This window comes from Streptomyces sp. NPDC050418 (assembly GCF_044458745.1).
Classification (GTDB): Bacteria; Actinomycetota; Actinomycetes; order Streptomycetales; family Streptomycetaceae; genus Streptomyces.
Map to the genome: position 1 here is coordinate 614,306 of NZ_JBITIG010000002.1, position 20,987 is coordinate 635,292.

The 20,987-nt window shown below is 71.1% G+C and carries 23 protein-coding genes; 9 read left to right on the plus strand and 14 right to left on the minus strand.

What is annotated here, in order from left to right:
• Window positions 1-21: 21 nt before the first annotated feature.
• On the minus strand, window positions 22-1,035 hold the full coding sequence (locus tag ACIBI4_RS07095; protein WP_399202598.1) for a DUF5937 family protein: 1,014 nt from the start codon (window positions 1,033-1,035) through the stop codon (window positions 22-24).
• Window positions 1,036-1,118: 83 nt separating this feature from the next.
• Window positions 1,119-1,691, minus strand: coding sequence for a dihydrofolate reductase family protein (locus ACIBI4_RS07100; RefSeq protein ID WP_399202599.1), 573 nt, complete (start codon window positions 1,689-1,691; stop codon window positions 1,119-1,121).
• A 160-nt stretch (window positions 1,692-1,851) separates the two neighbouring features.
• Here ACIBI4_RS07100 and ACIBI4_RS07105 point away from each other — a divergent pair, with 160 nt between their 5' ends.
• From ACIBI4_RS07105 to lnt, 4 genes are all read left to right on the plus strand, one after another.
• Window positions 1,852-2,913, plus strand: coding sequence for an aldo/keto reductase (locus ACIBI4_RS07105; protein ID WP_399202600.1), 1,062 nt, complete (start codon window positions 1,852-1,854; stop codon window positions 2,911-2,913).
• A 50-nt stretch (window positions 2,914-2,963) separates the two neighbouring features.
• The gene (locus ACIBI4_RS07110) at window positions 2,964-3,317 is read left to right on the plus strand and encodes a deoxyxylulose-5-phosphate synthase (RefSeq protein WP_399202601.1); all 354 of its coding nucleotides are present in this window, start codon (window positions 2,964-2,966) and stop codon (window positions 3,315-3,317) included.
• Window positions 3,318-3,366: 49 nt separating this feature from the next.
• On the plus strand, window positions 3,367-3,840 hold the full coding sequence (locus tag ACIBI4_RS07115) for a nuclear transport factor 2 family protein (RefSeq protein WP_399202602.1): 474 nt from the start codon (window positions 3,367-3,369) through the stop codon (window positions 3,838-3,840).
• Window positions 3,841-3,953: 113 nt separating this feature from the next.
• The gene (gene lnt, locus ACIBI4_RS07120) at window positions 3,954-5,543 is read left to right on the plus strand and encodes an apolipoprotein N-acyltransferase (protein WP_399202603.1); all 1,590 of its coding nucleotides are present in this window, start codon (window positions 3,954-3,956) and stop codon (window positions 5,541-5,543) included.
• Here the strand turns inward: lnt and ACIBI4_RS07125 are convergent.
• The gene (locus ACIBI4_RS07125; protein WP_399202604.1) at window positions 5,467-6,372 is read right to left on the minus strand and encodes a Gfo/Idh/MocA family protein; all 906 of its coding nucleotides are present in this window, start codon (window positions 6,370-6,372) and stop codon (window positions 5,467-5,469) included. The genes lnt and ACIBI4_RS07125 overlap by 77 nt on opposite strands.
• Window positions 6,373-6,650: 278 nt before the next feature.
• On the opposite strand from ACIBI4_RS07125, the gene ACIBI4_RS07130 reads away from it, so the two are divergent.
• Window positions 6,651-7,151: a hypothetical protein gene (locus tag ACIBI4_RS07130; RefSeq protein WP_399202605.1), complete on the plus strand. Its 501-nt coding sequence runs from the start codon at window positions 6,651-6,653 to the stop codon at window positions 7,149-7,151.
• Between the two features lie 93 nt (window positions 7,152-7,244).
• Here ACIBI4_RS07130 and ACIBI4_RS07135 read toward each other — a convergent pair whose 3' ends face one another.
• From ACIBI4_RS07135 to ACIBI4_RS07165, 7 genes are all read right to left on the minus strand, one after another.
• Window positions 7,245-7,718, minus strand: coding sequence for a hypothetical protein (locus tag ACIBI4_RS07135; RefSeq protein WP_399202606.1), 474 nt, complete (start codon window positions 7,716-7,718; stop codon window positions 7,245-7,247).
• A 141-nt stretch (window positions 7,719-7,859) separates the two neighbouring features.
• Window positions 7,860-8,552 (minus strand): uracil-DNA glycosylase, encoded by a 693-nt coding sequence (locus tag ACIBI4_RS07140; RefSeq protein ID WP_399202607.1) that lies wholly within the window; start codon window positions 8,550-8,552, stop codon window positions 7,860-7,862.
• A 135-nt stretch (window positions 8,553-8,687) separates the two neighbouring features.
• Complete coding sequence (locus ACIBI4_RS07145; RefSeq protein ID WP_399202608.1) at window positions 8,688-10,280, minus strand: ABC transporter substrate-binding protein; 1,593 nt, start codon at window positions 10,278-10,280, stop codon at window positions 8,688-8,690.
• Between the two features lie 143 nt (window positions 10,281-10,423).
• A complete protein-coding gene (locus ACIBI4_RS07150; protein WP_399202609.1) occupies window positions 10,424-11,179 on the minus strand; it encodes an SDR family oxidoreductase in 756 nt (251 codons plus the stop codon).
• Between the two features lie 18 nt (window positions 11,180-11,197).
• Entirely contained in the window at window positions 11,198-11,959 is a 762-nt protein-coding gene (fabG, locus tag ACIBI4_RS07155) for a 3-oxoacyl-ACP reductase FabG (protein WP_399202610.1), read from the minus strand.
• 243 nt (window positions 11,960-12,202) lie between these two features.
• The gene (locus tag ACIBI4_RS07160) at window positions 12,203-12,619 is read right to left on the minus strand and encodes a DUF3037 domain-containing protein (RefSeq protein ID WP_399202611.1); all 417 of its coding nucleotides are present in this window, start codon (window positions 12,617-12,619) and stop codon (window positions 12,203-12,205) included.
• A complete protein-coding gene (locus ACIBI4_RS07165; protein WP_399202612.1) occupies window positions 12,616-13,413 on the minus strand; it encodes a HipA family kinase in 798 nt (265 codons plus the stop codon). The genes ACIBI4_RS07160 and ACIBI4_RS07165 overlap by 4 nt, the downstream gene beginning before the upstream one ends.
• Before the next feature lie 175 nt (window positions 13,414-13,588).
• Here ACIBI4_RS07165 and ACIBI4_RS07170 point away from each other — a divergent pair, with 175 nt between their 5' ends.
• A complete protein-coding gene (locus ACIBI4_RS07170) occupies window positions 13,589-14,122 on the plus strand; it encodes a Rieske (2Fe-2S) protein (protein ID WP_399202613.1) in 534 nt (177 codons plus the stop codon).
• A 71-nt stretch (window positions 14,123-14,193) separates the two neighbouring features.
• On the opposite strand, the gene ACIBI4_RS07175 is transcribed toward ACIBI4_RS07170, so the two are convergent.
• The gene (locus ACIBI4_RS07175; protein ID WP_399202614.1) at window positions 14,194-14,820 is read right to left on the minus strand and encodes a cysteine hydrolase; all 627 of its coding nucleotides are present in this window, start codon (window positions 14,818-14,820) and stop codon (window positions 14,194-14,196) included.
• Between the two features lie 204 nt (window positions 14,821-15,024).
• Between ACIBI4_RS07175 and ACIBI4_RS07180 the strand changes: the two genes are divergently transcribed.
• Window positions 15,025-15,495 (plus strand): pyridoxamine 5'-phosphate oxidase family protein, encoded by a 471-nt coding sequence (locus ACIBI4_RS07180; RefSeq protein ID WP_399202615.1) that lies wholly within the window; start codon window positions 15,025-15,027, stop codon window positions 15,493-15,495.
• A 17-nt stretch (window positions 15,496-15,512) separates the two neighbouring features.
• Here ACIBI4_RS07180 and ACIBI4_RS07185 read toward each other — a convergent pair whose 3' ends face one another.
• Window positions 15,513-16,418, minus strand: coding sequence for a LysR family transcriptional regulator (locus ACIBI4_RS07185; protein WP_399202616.1), 906 nt, complete (start codon window positions 16,416-16,418; stop codon window positions 15,513-15,515).
• 133 nt (window positions 16,419-16,551) lie between these two features.
• On the opposite strand from ACIBI4_RS07185, the gene ACIBI4_RS07190 reads away from it, so the two are divergent.
• On the plus strand, window positions 16,552-17,523 hold the full coding sequence (locus ACIBI4_RS07190; protein ID WP_399202617.1) for a DMT family transporter: 972 nt from the start codon (window positions 16,552-16,554) through the stop codon (window positions 17,521-17,523).
• 45 nt (window positions 17,524-17,568) lie between these two features.
• Here ACIBI4_RS07190 and ACIBI4_RS07195 read toward each other — a convergent pair whose 3' ends face one another.
• Window positions 17,569-18,912: an aminotransferase class I/II-fold pyridoxal phosphate-dependent enzyme gene (locus tag ACIBI4_RS07195; RefSeq protein WP_399202618.1), complete on the minus strand. Its 1,344-nt coding sequence runs from the start codon at window positions 18,910-18,912 to the stop codon at window positions 17,569-17,571.
• Between the two features lie 111 nt (window positions 18,913-19,023).
• On the opposite strand from ACIBI4_RS07195, the gene ACIBI4_RS07200 reads away from it, so the two are divergent.
• Window positions 19,024-19,737 carry a pyridoxamine 5'-phosphate oxidase family protein gene (locus ACIBI4_RS07200; RefSeq protein ID WP_399202619.1) on the plus strand — a complete coding sequence of 238 codons (714 nt, stop codon included), beginning with the start codon at window positions 19,024-19,026 and terminating at the stop codon, window positions 19,735-19,737.
• A 77-nt stretch (window positions 19,738-19,814) separates the two neighbouring features.
• Here the strand turns inward: ACIBI4_RS07200 and ACIBI4_RS07205 are convergent, their stop codons facing one another.
• Complete coding sequence (locus ACIBI4_RS07205) at window positions 19,815-20,780, minus strand: DMT family transporter (RefSeq protein ID WP_399202620.1); 966 nt, start codon at window positions 20,778-20,780, stop codon at window positions 19,815-19,817.
• Window positions 20,781-20,987: the final 207 nt, after the last annotated feature.

Here is a 20,987-nt window from a genome sequence, read left to right on the forward strand (position 1 = left end):
GGGGCACGCGTGGTTTCGGCCTCAGCCGAAACGTCGTGCGGCGCCCGGCGCAGCAGGGCCTTCGAGAAGCTGAAGCCCCAGAGGGGTTGCGCTGTGCAGGACGCACTTGCCGTCGCGTTGCGAAGCGATGAGCCCGCTCTCTCGCAGCACCGACAGCTGCTGGCTGACGGTCGGCAGCGACATCCCGGTGGCGCCTGCCAGTTCGGAAGTAGTGGCGCAGACGAGTGTGGCGGCCTCGTGCAGGAGTGCGGTGCGGGTGGACCCGAGCAACCGTGTCAGCGCGACGGGGGCAGTTGTCGACGGCGGCGGGATCTTGTCGACCGGATAGATCAGTACCGGCTGCAGCTCGCCGTCGGCCAGGGCGATGGGGCGCCGCCAGCAGAAGTACGACGGGACCAGCTGCAGGCCGCGGCCCTGCAGATGCAGATCCTGCTCGACCGGATAGTCGACTGTCAGCACGGGCGGCTCCCATTCCGCCATCGGCCGCAGACTGTTCAACAGCGCCCGGGAGCCGCCCTCCACAAGGACACGGGTGCGAAGGGCCAGATCCGCGGCCGCGGCCGCCCCGATACGGGGCCACACCGGGGCGATGAACTCCGCGTGGTACGTGGCGAGGTTCTCGCCCAGCGCGGTCAGCGCCGCACGGTCACCGCGCGCCAACTCGGCTGCTCCCCAGGGCCGTTCACCACTCTCCGAGAGCTGCGCCAGCTCGCGGCGCAGACGATGCCGAGGCGTTGCGAGCACCTGCTCGATGCCCATCCGAAGATCATGCGTGCCGTTCTCGGCCGGCGGGGTGAGAAAGTCGGGGAAATAGGCGGCACGAGGCACCAGACTCCGCAGAGCGGAGGCCGCCTCGCGGGCCTTGCTGCGTCGGCGCAGCAGCCCGCCGGCGAAACGCCGCCACGGATCGAAGGCGATCGGACCTTCTCGCGCCTGCAGACGGCACAGGCTGCAGACGATCTCCCACAGAGGGTCAGGGCGGCGGGCCAGACGTATGTTCTCCAGGTCGCTGCCGGTGAAATGAATCCGCAGCATGGCGTCCCTCAACCCCCCGTTCGCCATCGAGCACAACGAGGATTCTTGCGACACGCCACGCCCTGAACAAGGGCCACGTCCAGTCAGTGCAACGTCGGCCGGTAGATCAGCTCCTGGATGTGGTTGTCCAACGTGCGCTGTTCCAGGAGTTCCAGGTCGAAGTCCTCCGCGCCGTCGAAGATCGGGGACTCGCCGGAGCGGCCCGTGATGACCGGGTAGAGCGTGACGTGGACGCGGTCGACGAGGCCTGCGGCGAGCAGGGCGCGGTTGAGGGACAGGCTGCCGTGGGAGCGCAGGGGGACCGTGGACTCCTGCTTGAGCCGGCTGACGACGTCGATCGCGTCGCCGTGCTCGACGGTGGCGTCGGGTAGGTCGAGCGGGTCCTTCAGGGTGGAGGAGATCACCGTGGTCGGGAGGTGGACCATCCGCGTCACCCAGGGATCCCGTACCTCCGTGTTGTCGGTGTCCGCGAGCATCCGGACGAAGAGGTTGTAGGTATGCGCGCCCAGGACCATCCGCTGGTCCTCCTCGTAGACGGCGAGCCGCCGGTCGAGGAGCTCGGGCCCCTGCTTGCCCCAGTAGCCGGTCCAGTCGCCCGTGGCGGACCCGTAGCCGTCGAGGCTGGTGAAGACGTCGAAGGTGTACGTGGCGGTCATGATCGGTCTCCTTCGGTACGGGATGCGTTCCACTGGGTAGACCCGTCGCCCTGGCGAAACTCATCGGGCAGAACGCCGCGGCCCGGGCTTGCGCTGGAGCGCACTTCAACTCCTAGACTCGCGCCCCCAGCCCCTCCCCACCAGTGACGGAGCCCCCACCATGCGCTACCGCGTACTCGGCAGGACCGGCATCGAAGTCAGTACCCACTGCCTCGGGACCATGATGTTCGGCGCCGTGGGGAACGCGGACCACGAGGACAGTGCGCGCATCGTCCACGCCGCGCTGGACGCCGGGATCAATTTCGTGGACACCGCTGACATGTACTCGTCCGGCGAGAGCGAGGAGATCGTCGGCAAGGCGCTCAAGGGCCGGCGCGACGATGTCGTCCTGGCGACGAAGGTGCACTTCCCGCTCGGTGAGGGCCGCAACCGCAGCGGCAACTCACGGCGCTGGATCGTGCGGGCAGTCGAGGACAGCCTGCGCCGGCTCGGTACGGACTGGATCGACCTGTACCAGGTGCACCGGCCCGACCACACCACCGACGTCGAGGAGACCCTGTCCGTCCTCACCGACCTGGTGCGGGACGGGAAGATCCGGGCGTTCGGCTGCTCGACCTTCCCGGCCGAGGACCTCGTCGAGGCACACCACGTGGCGGAGCGGCGCGGCCTGATGCGGCTGCGCACCGAGCAGCCCCCGTACTCACTGCTCGCGCGCGGCATCGAACGGGCCGTGCTGCCCACCGCCCAGCGCCTGGGCATGGGCGTGCTGACGTGGTCGCCGCTCGCCTCCGGCTTCCTGTCCGGCGCCCAGCGCGCGGGGCGGCCCGTGGACCTCACGACCGGCCGCGCCAAGCTCGCGCCGCACCGTTTCGACCCCGCGCTGCCCGGCAACGCCGCGAAGTTCGAGGCGGTCGAGCGCCTCGTCGCGCTGGCGGACGACGTCGGCTGCTCGCTGCCCGAACTCGCCGTCGCCTTCCCTCTCGTGCACCCGGCCGTCACGTCCGTGATCATCGGCCCGCGCACGATGGACCAGCTCCACGGGCTGCTCAAGGGCGCCGAGTTGACCCTCTACGACGACGCACTCGACCGTATCGACGAGATCGTGGCACCGGGCACGGACCTGTACCGCGCCGACGGCGTATGGCAGCCCCCGTCCCTCACGGACGCGGCTCTGCGCCGACGTCCGGCCGGGCAGCGCGCGGCCGCCGGCTCAGGGGACTGACGGGCTGTAATTGCCTGGCTGCTCGGCCCCTGAACCCCTACCGTCCTTACATGCCCCAACGCACCCACCACGTCTGCCTCACCTGCCGACGCGGCTTCAAGCGCGACCTCGGCACCGAGGAAACGCCCTGCCCGGTCTGCGGCGACCTGCTGGTCAACGCGGGTGCGCAGCTGGCCGTTCCGCCACGCGCCGACACCGACGCGTGGCGGGCGCTGACCGTCGTACTCGATGCCGGGCTGCGCTTCCACCCCGCCTGCGGGTGCTGCAACGACGGTCCCGGCTACCGCCCTCGTACGATGCGTGAGGTCCGCGAGCGGCAGCTGGTGGCCGAGCGCACCGGACGGCCGCTCGCCGAGGTGCTGACCCGGTCCGATCCCTGGGCGGACCCGCCGGCGAACAGCTGATCCCTGCACGCCTCTTGGCTACGACACCCCTTCCCCCGAGACTGACCCGATGACGCAGCGTGTGGATCTCGCGAACCTGATGGACCGCTTGGCCGTCGACTCCCTGATCACCGATTACGCCAACATCGTCGACGACGGCGACTGGTCCGCGTATCCAGGGATCTTCACCCCGGACGGCCGGGCCGACTACAGCTCCTCCGGCGGCGAGGAGGGTACGGCGCGCGAGATGGCGGCGTGGCTGGAGCAGACGCTGCAGCTGTTCGCGATGCGCCAGCATCTGATCGTCAACCGGAAGATCTGGTTCGACATCCTGGACGGCGACACCGGCGACACGGCGGGCGCCCAGGCCGATATGTACAACCCGATGCGGATGGGCGACGACGGCGGCCCGCCGGATCTGGAGTGCGGTGCGCGTTACTCGTTCACGTTCCGGCGTACGTACGCGGGTTGGCGCATCGCGAGCCTCGTCGTCCACGAGAAGTGGCGCCGCATGAAGCCGCCCACCCGCGAGGGCCTCGACTGAGCCCGAGGGCGACCCACCCCCCGGGTTCCACGCGCTCTGTCCCGGATCGTCCGGAACGCGCACACTGGAAGCACTGAGCATCAACCGGCGTCCGGGGGCGAGGGAGGCGCGGTATGGGCAGGTCCGCGGGTGTGCGGGAGGCCTGGGCAGGGCGGCTTCGCTCGCCCTGGTGGCGGGCCGGAGCCGCGCTCCTGGCCGGGGCCCTGCCCGCCCTGGCGTTCCCGGAGCCGAACTGGTGGTGGCTCGCGTACGTCGCGCTCGTACCGTGGATGCTCCTTCTGCGGTCGGCGCCGAGCGCCCGGCGGGCCGGTCTGGACGGCTGGCTGGGCGGCACCGGCTTCATGCTCGCGATGCACCACTGGCTCGCGCCGAATCTCCATGTGTTCACCGTGGTCATCGCGGCCCTGCTGGGTCTCTTGTGGCTGCCGTGGGGTCTGCTCGTCCGTCGTCTGCTCGCCGGAACGCCCTCACGCAGAAGAGCCGTGGCCGCCTTGGCCGTCCTGCCGTCGGCCTGGCTGATCGTCGAACTCGTGCGGTCCTGGGAGGGGTTGGGCGGTCCCTGGGGTCTGCTCGGGTCCAGCCAGTGGCAGGTGGAACCGGCGCTGCGGCTCGCGTCCGTGGGCGGCGTATGGCTCGTGACGCTGGTGATCGTCGCGGTGAACACGGCCGTGACGCTCCTCGTGGCCACGCCGCCGTCGCGGCTCCCCGCCGTCGCGGCCCTCGCGGCGGCGGTCGTCGCCACGACCGCGGCGTGGGCCTGGGCGCCCCGGCCCCACGAGACCGGGCGGATCCGTGTCGCGCTGGTCCAGCCCGGCACGGGCAACGGCGTGGGCGCGAGCGACAGCCGTTTCGCCCGCGAGGAGGCCCTCACCCGTACCCTCGTCGGCCGTGATATCGACCTGGTCGTCTGGGGTGAGAGCAGCGTCGGTTTCGATCTGGCCGACCGCCCCGACCTCGCGGACCGCATCGCCCGCCTGTCACGTGACGTCGGCGCGGAAATTCTGGTGAACGTGGACGCCCGGCGCTCCGACAAGCCCGGCATCTTCAAGTCCTCGGTCCTGGTCGGCCCGGACGGCCCGACGGGCGACCGCTACGACAAGATGCGGCTCGTCCCGTTCGGCGAGTACGTGCCCGCGCGGTCCCTGCTCGGCTGGGCCACGTCCGTCGGTGAGGCCGCAGGCGAGGACCGCAGGCGCGGTACCGCTCCGGTGGTGATGCCGGTCGGCGGGGCGTGGACGGTCGGGCCGCTGGTGTGCTTCGAATCGGCGTTCCCCGACATGAGCCGTCAACTGACCCGTCGCGGCGCCCAGTTGCTGCTCGCCCAGTCGGCCACGTCCACGTTCCAGGACAGCTGGGCGCCCGAGCAGCACGCCTCGCTCGCGGCCCTGCGCGCCGCCGAGAACGGCCGCCCCATGGTGCACGCCACGCTCACGGGCGTCTCGGCGGTGTACGCGGCCGACGGCTCCCGTATCGGAGAATCACTCGGCACCGACGAGCGCGCCGCGGGGGTGTACGACATCGCGCTGACCTCGGGCACGACGCCGTTCGTACGCTTCGGTGACTGGGCGGTCCACGCGGCGCTCGCCGTGCTCGCCGCCATGCTGGCGTTCGAGGGCGTACGGGCCCTCAGAGGGCCTGCTGCGCCGCGCGCTCCACGATCCGCTCGCACAGCTCATGGGTCGCCAGCGCGTCCCGCGCGCTGAGCACCTTGCCCGCGCGCACCGCGTCGAGGAAGCCGTACACGACCTGCTCGATGCCGCGCTGGCGCGCCACCGGAACCCAGTCGCCGCGGCGGCGCAGCGTCGGCTGGCCCTTGTGGTCGACGACCTCGGCGAGATTGCGGACCTCGCGCTTGGTGTCCTGTCCGGAGACCTCCAGGATCTCCTCGGTGGAACCGCTCAGCCGGTTCATGATCCCGAGCGCGGTGAACCCGTCACCGGCGAGCTGCAGCACCACGTGGTGCATCAGACCGTCGATGACGCGGGCGCGCACGGTCACGTCGTCGATCTGACCGGGCACGAGGAAGCGCAGGGTGTCGACGACGTGGATGAAGTCGTCGAGCACCATCGTGCGGATGTCCTCGGGCAGCCCCACCCGGTTCTTCTGCAGCACGATCAGCTCACGCGGGTGCTCCACGCACTGCGCGTACCCGGGCGCGTGACGGCGGTTGAAGCCGACGGCGAGGGAGACCCCGCGCTCCTCGGCGAGCTCCACCAGACGCTCCGAGTCGGCCAGTTCGTAGGCGAGCGGCTTGTCGACATAGGTGGCGACACCGGCTTCCAGGAGCCGCGTCACGATCTCGGGGTGGACGCCGGTCGGCGCGTGCACGAAAGCCGCGTCGAGACCGACGGCGAGCAGCGAGTCGAGGTCGGTGTGCAGGCGCTCGGCCGGGATGTGGTGCGTGGCACCGACCTGCTGCAGGGTGGCCGGGGTGCGGGTCTGCAGGTGCAGTTCCGCGTCGGCCAGGGTGGTGAGGACCGGCAGATAGGCCTTCTGCGCGATATCGCCCAAACCGATGCAGCCGACCTTCACGATGACTCTCCCTGCTCGATGCCGCCCTGCTCGATGCCGCCGACTGCCTGTGCTTCGGAGCCGGACCTCGGCGGCTCCTGGCAGCATACGTCGCCTGGGGCGGACGCCCGTCCGCGACGGTCGCGAGGCTCCGCGGCAGGAGGTTCGGGGCCGAGTCGTGAGACCGTCGCGATCAGCGCGTGGTGCGCTCCGGCCGACGCCCCGCACGCTTCACCCATGCGGGGCAACCTGCGGCTTTGCCCTCCCCAAAACGCTTCCGAAGCACCAGAGTTGCGCGGGTGCATCGAACGACCCGAGCCGCGCTGCTCGTCTCCCTCACGGTCACGGCCGTCTCCGGCTGTGTGGCGGTCAAGCCCACCGCCACACCGCCCGCCACCCCCTCCGGACCCGCTTCGGCACCCGCGGCGAAGGGCAACGCGGAGCCGCAGATCGTGCAGGCTCCGGCCCACGAGGCGCTCCAGCGCATCCACGAGAAGGAGCGCTCCGCGGCCGAACCCTCGGCGCCCGCCGGGACGCGCGCTCCGGGCGCCGGGCCCGGTTCGGGGGGCGATTCCGTACGAGGTTCCGACACGGGTGCCGGGCAAGGACCCGGCACCGGATCCACCCGGCGGCAGGGCCGCGCGCCCGACACCCGCCCCGCCCGGCCGCACGCGAAGCCGCCGGCCGTCATCCCCGGCGCGGGAAAGTCGGCGGATCTGTGCGGCCTGGGCGAGCAGTACGGCGGCTGGCCGGCCGACAGCCCTCAGGCGAAGACCTGTCGCGAGGTGTACGGCGGCTGAGGCGGGCGCCCGGGAAGGCGGACCGAAGCGTTCGGTCCGCCGCTGTCCCCCGACCACTCAGCGCCCTCAGCCCACTCAGACCCCTCAGCCCACTCAGACCCCCAACTGCCGGCCCAACCGCTCCACAGCCGCCCGGATCCCGTCCCCGTACGAGTCGTCGCCGAGCGCCCCCAGCGACTCACGCGCCGACGCCAGATGCGCACGCGCCTCGTCGTCGCGCCCGAGCTTGCGGTAGTCCGCCGCGAGGTTCAGGTGGAGCGAAGGGTAGAACCCGCGGACCGCGAGGCCCTGGTGGTGGCCGTCCACCCGCTCGTCGGTGAGACTGTCCGCCGCCGTCAGGGCCCGCAGATCCCAGGCCAGCTCATCGGCCGGATCGTCCTGTGTGTCCGCCATGTAGTGCGCGATGGTGCAGCGGTGCAGCGCGTCGCCGTCCTCACCGACCTCCACCCACAGCGCGAGGAGCCGCTCTCGGGCCTCCTCGCGGTCCCCGCCGTGGTGCAGCATGACGGCCTGCCCGGCGCGTGCCATGACCGGGTCGGCCGTCGTCTGCTCGTGCTGGTCGGCCACGTGGTCCTCCGTGCTCGTATGACGATCAACTGATGACGACGCTATCCGCCACCGCTGACAATCGCGTCCCACGCGAGCGCGGCTCGCCGATGCCTTCGCGGAGGCGGTGACGAGCCCGTCCGTCACCGCCTGCGCGCCGGCTCAGCCCAGATTCGGAATCGTCCAGTCCACCGCGTCGTGCCCCTGCGCCTCGATCGCCTTGTTGATCTGCGTGAACGGCTGCGAGCCGAAGAAGCGCTTGGCCGAGAGCGGGGACGGGTGCGCGCCCTTGACGACGATGTGCTTCGACTCGTCGATGAGAGGGAGCTTCTTCTGCGCGTAGTTCCCCCAGAGCACGAACACCGACGGGTCCGGGCGCGAGGCCACCGCGCTGATCACCGCGTCCGTGAACTTCTCCCAGCCCTTGCCCTTGTGCGAGTTCGCCTCGCCGGAGCGCACCGTCAGGACCGCGTTGAGCAGCAGGACACCCTGCTCGGCCCACGGCATCAGATACCCGTTGTCCGGGATGGGCGTGCCGAGCTCGGCCTGCATCTCCTTGTAGATGTTCCGCAGGGACGGCGGGGTCTTCACACCCGGCCGCACCGAGAAGCACAGACCGTGGCCCTGCCCCTCACCGTGGTACGGGTCCTGGCCGAGGACCAGGACCTTCACCTTGTCGTACGGCGTCGCCTCGAGCGCGGCGAAGACCTCGTCGCGCGGCGGGAACACCGGCCCGTTGGCGCGCTCCTCCTCCACGAACTCGACGAGCTCCTTGAAGTAGGGCTTGTCGAGCTCCTCACCGAGCACGCCACGCCAGGATTCGGGGAGCAGAGCGGCGTAGGCCTGGTCCGTCACGTCAACAACCTCCGGTGTGCGGTCACTTGCGACTGTGCGCGGTGAACCGGCCGTTCACAGCCGTCCCTTGCGCACATCCAAGAACCTACCGGCGCCCACTGACAACGCCCACGCCGCCCGTCCCGCAAGCGGCCGCTACCAGCTGGTCTTCCGCTCCAGCTGCCACATCATCATGATCGTCGAGGGGTCGAGCGCCTGCTCGCTGCCCGCGATCTCCTCGCTCGCCGCGATGTACTGCTTGCCCTGCCACAGCGGCAGCAGCCGCGCGTCGTCCACGAAGATGTCCTGGGCGCGCTCGAAGGCGTCGTCGACCGCGCTGCGGTCGCTCTCGCGCCGCGACTCGGGCAGCAGCTCGTCGGTGATCTCCGGCGACAGGTACGGCGTGCTGAGCGCGTTGTCCTTGCCGACGAACGGTGCGATGAAGTTGTCCGGGTCCGGGAAGTCGGGGAACCAGCCACGACCGAAGACCGGGTACTCGCCGTCCTTGTAGCCCTGTTCGTAGGTCTTCCAGGGCCGGCCCTTGAGCGTCACCTCGAAGAGCCCCGACTTGTCCAGCTGCCGCTTGATCTCCTCGAACTCCTGCTTGGTCCCCGACCCGTAGCGGTCGGTCGTGTACCAGAGCGTCAGCGGCACCTTCTGGAAGATGCCGGCCTTGGTGAGGATCTCCTTGGCCTTCGCTGCGTCCGGCTTGCCGAACGCGTCGAAGAAGCCCGCGGTGTGGCCCGTGACGCCCTTCGGGACCATCGAGTACAGCGGCTCGACCGTGCCCTCGTACACGTCGTGGCTGATCTCCGCGCGGTCGATCAGCTGCGCGACCGCCTTGCGGACGGCGGGATTGCGCGTCCAGCGGTCCTTCTCGGTGAAGACGAGGTAGCGGATCTCCATGCCGGCGCCCTCGGTGATCTGGAGACCTTCGCCGGCGTCGGCGTCGAGATCGACGATGTCGGACGAGGCGAGACCGCGGAACGTGAGGTCGATCTGCTTCGTCTTGAGGGCCTCCACCATGGTGGCCGAGTCCGCGAAGTACTTGATGGTCACGGCGCTGTTCTTGCGCTCCGCGGCACCCTTGTAGTGCGGGTTCTCGGCCAGCACGGCCTCTACGGGGCGTCCGTCGCCGTCGACGTTGTACGACTCGATCAGATACGGGCCCGAGCCGGTGATCGTCCGCCCTTCGCGGACCTCGTCGGCCTTGTAGTCGTCGGGGTCGACGATCGACATGGCCGGGGTGGCGAGCACGAACGGGAAGGTCGCGTCGGACTTCTTGAGGTGGAAGATCACCTCCTTCTCGCCCCGGGTCTCGACCTTCTCCAGACTGCCGAGCAGCGGTTTCGGGCCGCCCTTGACGCCGATCTCGAGGATGCGGTCGATGGAGTGCTTCACGGCGGCCGCGTTCATGGCGTCGCCGTCGGAGAACTTCATGTCGTCCCGCAGTTCACAGGCGTACGTCCGGTTCGCCCGATCCGTGAAGCGGCACTTTTCCGCCGCGTCGGGCTGCGGCTCCGCGGCGCCCGCGGGGAAGCTCACCAATGTCTGGTAGACGTTCCGGTACAGCTCCCATGAGCCGTCCCAGGCGGCCGCCGGGTCCAGAGTGGTCGGCGCGCTCGTCGTACCGACGACGATGGCCTTCTCCTCCTCGGAATCACCGGAGGACACCAGTCCACATCCCGCCACCAACGATATGGACGCCATGGCCGCAGCCGTACGCAGACTCAAGGCCCGGTTGAACACGTGCACGCTCCTCGCTCGGACATGCCAGAGTCGGGCGACCATACCGCAGCGCCCCGCCGTTCCAACCCGGGGGAACGGCGGGGCACTTGAGCGGTATTCCGCTTATCCGCGTACGTCACTTACGCGGTGACACGGCGGGTTCGTCAGCCGACGCCCGCATTGAGAAAGATTCCGCCATCGACGACGAGGGTCTGACCGGTCACCCAGTCCGACTGTTCGGACGTCAGGAACGCGGCCGCGCCACCGATGTCCGACGGCACACCGAGCCGGCCCAGCGGGTAGGCCGCCGCGGCCTCCGCCTCGCGCCCCTCGTACAGGGCCTCGGCGAACTTGGTCTTGATCACCGCGGGCGCGATGGCGTTGACGCGGACCTGCGGCGAGAACTCGTGCGCGAGCTGCACCGTCAGGTTGATCATGGCGGCCTTGCTCATGCCGTACGCGCCGATGAACGGCGAGGGCGCGACACCCGCGACGGAGGCGATGTTGACGATCGCGCCGCCGTGCTCGGACTGCCAGGCCTTCCAGGTGCGCTGGGCGAAGCCGAGCGCCGAGATGACGTTGGTCTCGTAGACCTTGCGCGCGACGTTGAGGTCGAGATCCGCCATCGGGCCGAACACCGGGTTCGTACCGGCGTTGTTGACGAGGAAGTCGACCCGGCCGTACGCCTCCATGACCCGCTCGACGGTCTCGGCCTGATGGGCCTCGTCGGCCGCCTTGCCCGCCACGTACATCGCCCGGTCGGCGCCGAGCCGGTCGACAGCCTCCTTGAGGGCGTCCTCACCACGGCCCGTGATGCACACACGGTCGCCGCGGGCGACGAGCGCCTCGGCGATCCCGTAGCCGATGCCGCGGCTGCCGCCCGTGATGAGGGCGACCTTCCCGCTGTCCTGAACTGTCATGTTCGTGAGTCCCCAGACCTAGTCGAGCGGCCCGCCGGCCACGTACAGCACCTGACCGGAGACGAAGCCGGCGGCCTCACCGGTGAAGAACGCGATGGTGTTGGCGATGTCGTCCGGGTTGCCGACGCGCTGGACCGGGATCATCGTGGCGGCCGCGTTCTGGAAGTCCTCGAAGCCCATGCCCACGCGCTCGGCGGTGGACTTGGTCATCTCGGTGACGATGAAGCCGGGGGCGACGGCGTTGGCGGTGATGCCGAACTTGCCGAGCTCCTTGGCGAGGGTCTTCGTGAAGCCCTGCAGACCGGCCTTGGCGGCGGAGTAGTTGGCCTGGCCGCGGTTGCCGAGCGCGGAGGAGCTCGACAGGTTCACCACACGGCCGAAGCCCGCGTCGACCATGTGCTTCTGGCACGCCTTCGTCATCAGGAAGGCGCCGCGCAGGTGCACGTTCATGACCGTGTCCCAGTCGAGCGCGCTCATCTTGAAGAGCAGGTTGTCGCGCAGGACACCGGCGTTGTTCACCAGGATCGTGGGCGCGCCCAGCTCGTCGGCGATCCGCGCGATGGCGGCCTCGACCTGCGCCTCGTCGGCGACGTCGCAGCCGACCGCGATGGCCTTGCCGCCGGCGGCGGTGATGGTCTCGACTGTGTCCTTGCAGGCCGCCTCGTCGAGGTCGATCACGGCCACAGCGCGGCCCTCGGCCGCCAGGCGTACGGCGGTCGCCGCGCCAATGCCTCGTGCGGCGCCGGTGACTACGGCGACGCGCTGCTCGGTGCTGGACATGCTGGTTCTCCTCGCCCTCGGGGGTGCGGCTCTCCTGCGGCTGCCGCGGTCCGCGCCATGAGCCGGTGGGCTCGAAGAGCCGTGCGCTACATGAGCGACCGCTTAGTATTCAGCAGATGTGACGCTAGAAGCCCTGGCACCCGGTGTCAACGGCCCACCGGTCCCAGGGCTTCACATCACATCGCGTGAGACGCCCGTTGTGCCCGCCGGAACACGGAACGGAGCGCCCCCGAGCAGTTCTCCTCAGCGCACCAACAGTTCGAGCAGCCGCACGGTCTCCGCCTCGGGATCCGCGGTCAGTCCCGTGTGCACGGGCCCCGGCTGCACCACCGTCGAGCGGGGCGCGATCAGCCAGCGGAAGCGCTGCCCCGGGCTGTCCCCGGCGGCCTGGCCCGCGGCGCCGCAGACGCCTTCCACGGCGTGCAGCGCGGCCCGTACGCCCGCCACATCGGCCTCCGGGTCGAGCGCGAGCAGCTTGCGCTCGTCGAGGTGGGTGCGGGCCGCGACGTACGACTTGGCGCGGCAGTAGACCACGACCCCCGCGTTGAACTGCTCCCCGCGCTCCACTCGCGGGACGACCCGCAGCAGCGCGTACTCGAAGACGTCCCGCACGTCCTGCCGTCCCCTCGCGTCCTTCGGTCCCGCTTCCTGTGCGCTCACCGCGTCTCCCTCCAGCCGGCCGGCTCCGACGGCTCGGTCCGCGGGCCGAGCGTGATGCGCTGCTCCAGGCCGGTGACCCGGCCGAGCAGGGTGGTCGCGTACGCACGCCGTACGTCGTCCGGACCGTCGAAGCCCGGCTCGTCGACGAGCCATGCGTCGGGTACGTCGGCGGCGCACGCCATGAGCAGGTCCTCGGTCACCAGGGGTGCGAGGTCGGCCGCCGCGGCCTTCACGTCCGGGCCGAAAGGGGCCAGCGCGTGGTCGGTGGCGTCGTACGGCTTCGCGGCCGAGGCCTCGGCGCCGCGCCAGTTGTGGTGCCAGATCATGGTCGCGCCGTGGTCGATCAGCCACAGCTCGCCGCCGTGGACGATCATGTTCGGGTTGCGCCAGGAGCGGTCGACGTTGTTGATCAGCGCGTCGAACCAGACCACGCGCCCCGCCTCATCGGCGGGCACCGCGTAGGCGAGCGGATCGAAGCCGATGGCGCCCGACAGGTACTCCATGCCGAGGTTCAGCCCGCCGCTGGACTTGAGCAGCGCCTGCACCTCCTGGTCGGGCTCCCCCAGTCCGATCACCGGGTCGAGCCCGATCCCGACGAGGCCCGGCGCACGGAAGCCGAGCCGGCGCGCGAGCTGTCCGCAGACCACCTCGGCCACCAGCGTCTTGCGGCCCTGGCCCGCGCCCGTGAACTTCATGACGTACAACCCGAGATCGTCGGCCTCGACGAGTCCGGGGAGCGATCCGCCTTCCCGTAGAGGCGTGACATAGCGGGTCGCTGAGACTTCCGTGAGCATGCGCCCAAGCTATCCGGCCGCACGGGCGGCCGACGCACCCGGCCGGGCGAAGATTTCGGTGCCGTTTTGAACAACTTCCCGGCCGCGGCCGTACGAGAGGACAGGATTCCGATACGGGCCGAGCTCCGGCCCATGCGTCCGGCGCGGCGCAGGACCCTCAAGGGGAGTCATCCGTATGACGGTTACGCAGGAGACCGAGGACGTCGTCGTCGAGCCGGCGCCGCCGCAGGCGAAGGCAGGGTGCGGCTGTCCGTCACGGCGCGCCGTCTTCTCGGCGGTGGGTGCCGCCGGCCTGACGGTCGCGCTCACCGCGTGCGGAGGCTCGGACGACGGGGGCGGCAGTGACACGGACGGCGGCCAGGAGCCCGCGGGTGAGGCGTCCGACCAGCCGACCGAAGGGGCGAGCGGCGGCGGGGGCGGTGGCGAGGAGCTCGCCAAGACGTCCGACATCCCGGAGGGCGGCGGCACCGTCTTCAAGGACCAGGGTGTCGTCGTGGTGCAGCCCGCCCCGGGCGACTTCAAGGCGTACACCTCCACGTGCACGCACTCCGGCTGCACGGTGAAGGACGTGGCGGGCGGCACCATCAACTGTCCGTGCCACGGCTCGAAGTTCAGCATCGAGGACGGCAGCGTCAAGGGCGGCCCTGCCCCGAAGCCGCTGCCCGCGAAGCAGATCAAGGTGGACGGCGACACCATCACGCTGGCCTGACCCCGGCACCGGGGGCGAGCCGCGTTCCTCGCCCCCGGCCGTGCACGCGATGCCCGGCCGGGGGACGCGCCTCAGCGCTTCCAGGCCGCGAGGATCTCCTCCGTCGTGGTGACCGTCGAGACCAGGGCCAGGGTGTTGCGGATCATCAGCGGCGTGTAGTCCGCCGGCACGCCGGCAATGGCGTCCTGCGGGACGACCACGCGGTAGCCCAGGTTGACCGCGTCGAAGACGGTGTTGGGGATCGCGACGTTCGCGGAGACCCCCGTGACGATCAGGGTGCGGCAGCCGAGGTTGCGCAGCAGCGCGTCCACGTCGGTGCCGGCCATCGGCGACAGGCCGTGCAGCCGCCGCACCACCAGGTCCTCCTCGGCGACCTCGATGGGCGGTGCGATCCGTACCGCCTTGGTGCCCGATATCTGCAGGACCGGCAGCCGCGAGACCGCCTTGAACAGCCGGGCGTTGTGGCTCGCGCCCCGCCCGTCGGGCCTGCGCTCGGCCACCGCGTGCATCACCTGCACCGAGGCCAGATGGGCGGCGTGCACCAGCCGCGCGACATTGACCAGGGCGCCCGAGCCGCGGGCCTCCTCGGCCAGTTCGGGCAGCGCGCTCTCCTCCCCCACGACGCCCTGCTGGCACTCGCTGGTGAGCAGGACGGTGGTCGCCGGATCGAGCAGCTCGGCGAGCGTTTCCCTGGCCATGGGACCTCCTGGCGCGTCGTCGTCCGGCGCGCGGCCCGCGGGCGGCGCGAAGTGGGCGCGAGGGTAACCCCCATTGCGTACCGGCGGAAGACACCCCATGATTTTCTGACGCAGAGTCAGCAATGCGTTCGCGCACGGAGCTCGCACCCCGTACGGGGCCTCCGCGCACGGACCATGGAGCCGCAAGCCCGAAGGGGAGCACGGATGACCGTCACACAACGCAGGGGCCGGCGCATCATGATGACGCGCGAGGAACTCGACGCCTTCCTCGCCGAACAGCGCACCTGCCGGGTGGCCACCGTCTCCGCGGACGGCACACCGCACGCCAGCACCCTGTGGTTCGCCTGGGACGGCACCTCGCTGTGGCTGTACTCGATCACCCGCAGCAAGCGCTGGGCCGACCTGCGCACCGACCAGCGGATCGCGGTCGTGGTGGACGCGGGTGAGGACTACGGGGAGCTGCGCGGCGTGGAGCTGGCCGGGCGCGTGGAGTTCGTGGGCGAGGCGCCGCGGGTCGGCGACCCCTGCCCCGAACTGGACGCGATAGAGGAGCTGTTCGCGGCGAAGAACTTCGGCATGGACCAGATGCCGCACGACGGGCGGCACGCGTGGGTGCGGCTCACGCCCGAGACGATCGCCTCGTGGGACTTCCGGAAGCTGACGGAGCTGCGCTAGGTCGCGTCCGGCAGCCCCTACGCGGGCGCCGACTCCCCCGCCTCCCGCAGCGCGTCGACCGCCGCCCTGATCGAGGGGCGGCGGTCGGCGTCGGTGCGCCACACCGCGTACACATGGCGGGCGATCTTCTGGCGGAGCGGCACCACGCGCACACCGTCCGGCGCCTGACCGCGTCCGAGGCGCGGGGTGACGCAGACGCCCAACCCGGCGGCGACCAGCGCGAGTTGCGTGGAGTGCTCCTCGGCCTGGTGGCCGATGCGCGGCTCGACGCCCTTGGAGCGCAGGGTGTAGACCAGCCAGTCCTGGCAGAACGCGCCCTCCGGCCAGCAGATCCACTCGTCCTCGGCCAGCTCCTCGAGGTCGAGCTCGGCGCGGTCCGCGTACGGATGGCCCGCGGGCAGCACCACATCCGCCCGGTCGTCGAGCAGCGAGGCCTTGGCCAGGCCCTCGGGCATGGGCAGCGGCTTGTTGTACCAGTCGAGGACGACGGCCACATCGAGGTCGCCGCGCACCACCGCCCGTACGCCGTCGGCCGGTTCGAGCTCCTGCGAGCGCACCACGAGGCCGGGATGCGCCGCGCGCAGGACGCTGAACGTGCCCGGGAACAGACCGCGCGCCGCCGTCGGGAAGGCCCCGATCCGCAGCTCGCCGACGACCTGTCCGCGGTGTGCCTCCAGGTCCGACTGCGCGTACTCGACCTGCGAGATGATCCGCGCCGCGTGCTCGGCGAGCAGTACGCCCGCGTCGGTGAGGCGCACGCCCCGCCCGTTCTTCGCGACGAGCTGCTGCCCGATCTCCCGTTCCAGCTTGGTGAGCTGCTGGGACACGGCGGACGTGGTGACGTGCAGCCCGGCGGCCGCCCCGCTCACCGAGCCGTGCCGTGCGAGGGCGTCGAGGGTGCGCAGGCGCTCCAGGTTCAGCATGGGTCCTCCTCGACCGCTGCGGCACGCCTCTCTGTCACTGGCGCGCTCCTCCATGACATGTAAGCGATGCTAATTCATTCTCCGTAAGAAATCTCGCTTGTGCTACGAGATCAGGACGGGCCATCGTGGGGTCATGGCCACCGTCTCCGCCTCCCGCGCCCGCACCGGGCCCGCCTCCGACTCCCCCGCCTCCGGCGCACCCGCGACGAGCGGCGCACCGACGGACCGCCGCCGCCTCGACTGGCGGCTGCGCTTCGCGGTGCTCTCCTTGATCTGGGGCTTCAGCTTCCTGCTCATCAAGGTGGGGACGCACGGGTACGCACCGTTCCAAGTGACGTTCGGGCGGCTTCTGTTCGGCACCCTCGTGCTGGCGGCGGCGATGCTGGTACGACGGCAGGGGCTGCCGCGCGGGTGGCGGGTCTGGGGGCATCTGACCGTCGCCGCGTTCTTCCTCAACGCACTGCCGTTCTCGCTCTTCGCCTACTCCGAGCTGACGATCCCGTCGACGCTCGCCGGCATCTGCAACGCCACCTCGCCCCTGTGGGGCATGGCCCTGTCGATGGTCGCGCTCTCGGAGGACCGCCCGACCCGCCGCCGCGTCGCGGGCCTCGGCCTCGGCTTCCTCGGGGTGCTCACGGTGCTCGGCGCCTGGCAGGGCTTCGCGGGCATCGACGCGGCGGGCACCGCGATGGCGCTCGCGGCCTCGCTGAGCTATCCGATCGGCTGGATCTACGTGCGCCGCACGCTGGCGGGCCGCACCGAGTCCCACCTGACGCTCACCGGAGCGCAGTTGCTGCTCGCGACCGTCCAGCTCGCGTTCGTCACCCCCCTGTTCACCTCGGCACCGACCAGCTGGCCGCTCGTCCCGCTGCTCGCCGTCATCGCCCTCGGCGCGCTCGGCACGGGCCTCGCGGTGCTCCTGCAGTACGGCCTTGTGGCGGAGGTCGGACCGACGACCGCTCAGATGGTCACGTACTTCATCCCGGTGATCGCGACGGCGGCGGGCGTCGCCCTGCTCGGCGAGTCGCTGTCGTGGTCGACGCCGGTGGGTGCGGTGATCGTGCTGGCGGGGGCGGCGTTGACGCAGTCGCGGGTGAAGGCCTGACGCTGCTCGGGTCTCCCCGGGCCGAGCCTCCCGGGCGAGACCCCCTCAGGTCGCCAACGTCCGCCCGCCGTCACCTCGCCCTCCGGTCACGGCGTAAGCCACCGCGTCCGCCAGCGGCTCGATGTCGGAGGCGTCCAACGGTGACACCGTGATCCGTACACCCGGCGCCGCGGCGATACGGAACCGTGCGCCCGGCGCGACCGCCCAGCCGGACTGCACCAGGCGCGCCACCGCACTCGTCTCGTCCGCCACCGGAATCCACACGTTGAGCCCGCTGCGCCCGCGCGCCGCGACCCCGCGCCGCTCCAGCGCGGCGATCAGGGCGTCACGGCGCCTCGCATAGGTGGCGGACACCTCGGCGGGCACCACCGCGTCGGCCGCCCACAGTTCGACCACCGCGCGCTGCACGATCCGGCTCACCCAGCCCGGGCCGAGGCGCTGGCGGCCGAGCACGCGGTCGACCGTGACCGGGTCGCCCGTGAGGACCGCGAGCCTCAGATCGGGCCCGTACGCCTTGGCCACCGAACGCACCAGCGCCCAGCTTCCGTCGCCCTTGGCCAGCGGGTGCAGGGGCAGATCGACGATGCCGTGCCCGTGGTCGTCCTCGATCAGGAGCACGGAGGGGTGCTTGCGCAGGACGGCGCGCAGTGCGCGGGCCCGGGCCGCGGTGATCGCCGCACCTGTCGGGTTCTGCGCCCGGTCGGTGACGATCACCGCCCGGGCGCCCTCGTCCAGCGCGCGCTCGAACGCGGCGGGTTCGGGCCCTTCGTCGTCGACCGCCACCGGCACCGCGCGCATTCCGATCGCCGGGATCAGGTCGAGCAGAGCGCCCCAGCCCGGATCCTCGACGGCGACCGCGTCGCCCGGCCGCAGCCGCGCGGTGAGCACGCGCTCGATGGCGTCGAGGGAGCCCGAGGTGACGGCCACGGGGCCGTCCGGAATCCCGTCGGCGTCGAACGCGGCCCGCGCGCGGGCCCGCAGCTCCGGATCGAGCGCGGCCTCCCCGTACATCACGGGCCGCTCGTCACTGTGCGCGGCGGCCGCCGCGAACGCACCGGCGAGCGAGGGCAGCAGCGCGGGATCGGGATTGCCCAGCGAGACGTCCCGTACCCCCGCGGACGCCTCGACGCGGATCGCGTCGCGCGCGGTGCTCGCGGGGCGCGACCGCACCCGACTGCCGTGTCGGCCCGCGGTCTCGATGATCCCGCGCTCGCGCAGGGTCCGGTACGCGGACGCGACCGTATTGGGATTGACACCCAGCTCCTGCGCCAACTCCCGCATGGGCGGCAGGACTTGACCCGGTTCCAGGTCACCGCGGCCCACCGCGCTCTCGACACTGGCCGCAATCTCTGCTGCGCGACGGCCTTCGATCCGATACTCTCCTAGCACAAACTAGATTATGCACTAGTGCAATCCAGTTCGCAATACGGATCCCGCAGGTCACCCAGAGCCCTGCGGAACGCACCAGGGCCCGTCACGTACACCGCAATGGAGATCGCCATGAGCACCGCGCCGGACACCACCGAGCAGGACGTCCGCGAGACGCAGCCCACCGCCGCCGAGGGCTCGTACGCGAAGACCGACCGCACCGTGCCCACGCGTTCCAAGGAGCGGGCGCACTACGACCGTGCGCTGGTGCACTCGATACTCGACGAGACCTACCTCTGCCACATGGGCTTCGTCCGCGACGGCGCCCCCGTGGTGCTGCCGACGCTGTACGCGCGGGTCGGCGAGCGCCTCTATGTGCACGGCTCGACGGGCTCGCGGCCCCTGCGCATGGCCGGACAGGCCGACCCGGGGCTGCCGGTCTGTCTGACGGTGACCCACGTGGACGGCCTGGTCCTGGCCCGTTCGGCCTTCCACCACTCGATCAACTACCGCTCCGCAGTGGTGCACGGCCTCGCCCACCAGGTCACCGACCCGGACGAGAAGCGCATGGCCCTGGACGCGCTGGTCGACGCCGTGGTGCAGGGCCGCTCCGCGGACTCCCGCCCGGCAAACGGCAAGGAACTGGCCGCCACCGCGGTGCTCAGGATCGACCTGTCCGAGGTCTCGGCGAAGATCCGCACGGGCGGCCCCAACGACGAGCCCGAGGACATGGGCCTCCCCCACTGGTCGGGGGTTGTGCCGGTGTCGCGGACATACGGCACGCCGATCCCGTCGGACGACCTGGACGAGGCGATCGAACTGCCCGCGTATCTGCACGGCTTGTGAGCCGAAGGGCCGCCCCGGGATGGGGCGGCCCTTCGGCTCACGCCGGCGCAGTCATGCCTACGCCGCCGTATCCGTACTCACGCCGCCGTATCGGTACGAGTCGCACCCCGCGTCTCCGCCACCGCAAGCCCCGCCAGGGCGAGCAGCATCAGGAGCGTGCCCACGACCGTGGCGAGCGTGAGGTGTTCGCCGAAGGCGAGGACCGCGAGGATCGCCGCGCTCACCGGTTCGAGCAGCATGATCACGGAGACGGTGGCGGAGCGGACCGCGGCCGCTCCGGCGAAGTACAGCGCGTAGGCGAGCGCGGTCGGCACCGCGGCCACGTACAGCATCAGGCCGAGCATCCGCAGGAGTTGATCGGTCTGCGGGAACAGGCCCTCGAACGCGGCCAGGGGAAGCAGACAGACAGCGGCGACCGCGAAGGTCCACACCGTCGTGGTGTGCGGGTCACTGCCGGAGCCGTCGCGTCCCCACCAGCGCGTGAGCAGGGTCATCACCGCGTACCCGGCGGCGGAGAACACCGCGAGCAGGACACCGACGGGCCGGACCTCGCCCGAACCGCCGCCGCCCTCGCCGAAGACCAGCACCACGAGCCCGGTGAGCGCGCCCACGACGGCCATCCCGCCGCCGAAGCCGAGCCGCTCACCGAGCAGTTGCCGGGCACCGAGCGCGATCAGGACGGGGCCCGCGCCCAGGGTGACGACGGTCCCGACGGCCAGACCGGTGGCCGACACAGCCGCGAAGTACGCGGTCTGGAAGACCGCGAGGGCGACGCCGAGCGCCACCATCCGCCAGGGGCGCACCTTGGGGCGCGGACCGGCCTCCGCCTTCGCCTTCGCACGGCCGCCGCGCCGCAGCAGCCCCGCCACGAGCAGCAGGACGAGGCCGCCGGCGCACCGCCAGAACGACAGGGCGATGGGCCGCAGATCACCGGCCTGGAACACCAGGAGCGCGGCGGCGCCCGCGGTGCCCCAGGCGACACCGGCGACGATCAGATAGAGCAGGCCGCGTCCGACGGACAGGACCGGGGCACCAGGGGCCATGACGGCACCCTGAGCAAACTGGGCTGAGGAATCAGCCGGGGAAACAGCATTCGACACGAGGTACTCCGCACAGGACAGACGAAAGGGACTGTCGTCTGCGGGCAGCCGTCAGCGACTCGGGAGCTCCCGAGGGCCGCGGTGGAAGTCCGACCGCCCGCGCCTAGGCGGCGGGAGGGGGCAGGACAAGTGCTCGTGCGTGCATGATCG

Excerpts from the sequence above, each read along its gene's own strand:
- ACIBI4_RS07095 (WP_399202598.1), bottom strand. The coding sequence starts at position 1,035 with ATGCTGCGGATTCATTTCACCGGCAGCGACCTGGAGAACATACGTCTG.
- ACIBI4_RS07105 (WP_399202600.1), top strand. The coding sequence starts at position 1,852 with ATGCGCTACCGCGTACTCGGCAGGACCGGCATCGAAGTCAGTACCCAC.
- ACIBI4_RS07180 (WP_399202615.1), top strand. The coding sequence starts at position 15,025 with ATGACCGTCACACAACGCAGGGGCCGGCGCATCATGATGACGCGCGAG.
- ACIBI4_RS07200 (WP_399202619.1), top strand. The coding sequence starts at position 19,024 with ATGAGCACCGCGCCGGACACCACCGAGCAGGACGTCCGCGAGACGCAG.
- ACIBI4_RS07165 (WP_399202612.1), bottom strand. The coding sequence starts at position 13,413 with ATGCTCACGGAAGTCTCAGCGACCCGCTATGTCACGCCTCTACGGGAA.
- ACIBI4_RS07150 (WP_399202609.1), bottom strand. The coding sequence starts at position 11,179 with ATGACAGTTCAGGACAGCGGGAAGGTCGCCCTCATCACGGGCGGCAGC.
- ACIBI4_RS07185 (WP_399202616.1), bottom strand. The coding sequence starts at position 16,418 with ATGCTGAACCTGGAGCGCCTGCGCACCCTCGACGCCCTCGCACGGCAC.
- ACIBI4_RS07110 (WP_399202601.1), top strand. The coding sequence starts at position 2,964 with ATGCCCCAACGCACCCACCACGTCTGCCTCACCTGCCGACGCGGCTTC.
- fabG (WP_399202610.1), bottom strand. The coding sequence starts at position 11,959 with ATGTCCAGCACCGAGCAGCGCGTCGCCGTAGTCACCGGCGCCGCACGA.
- ACIBI4_RS07115 (WP_399202602.1), top strand. The coding sequence starts at position 3,367 with ATGACGCAGCGTGTGGATCTCGCGAACCTGATGGACCGCTTGGCCGTC.
- ACIBI4_RS07170 (WP_399202613.1), top strand. The coding sequence starts at position 13,589 with ATGACGGTTACGCAGGAGACCGAGGACGTCGTCGTCGAGCCGGCGCCG.
- ACIBI4_RS07100 (WP_399202599.1), bottom strand. The coding sequence starts at position 1,691 with ATGACCGCCACGTACACCTTCGACGTCTTCACCAGCCTCGACGGCTAC.
- ACIBI4_RS07175 (WP_399202614.1), bottom strand. The coding sequence starts at position 14,820 with ATGGCCAGGGAAACGCTCGCCGAGCTGCTCGATCCGGCGACCACCGTC.
- ACIBI4_RS07190 (WP_399202617.1), top strand. The coding sequence starts at position 16,552 with ATGGCCACCGTCTCCGCCTCCCGCGCCCGCACCGGGCCCGCCTCCGAC.
- lnt (WP_399202603.1), top strand. The coding sequence starts at position 3,954 with ATGGGCAGGTCCGCGGGTGTGCGGGAGGCCTGGGCAGGGCGGCTTCGC.
- ACIBI4_RS07205 (WP_399202620.1), bottom strand. The coding sequence starts at position 20,780 with ATGGCCCCTGGTGCCCCGGTCCTGTCCGTCGGACGCGGCCTGCTCTAT.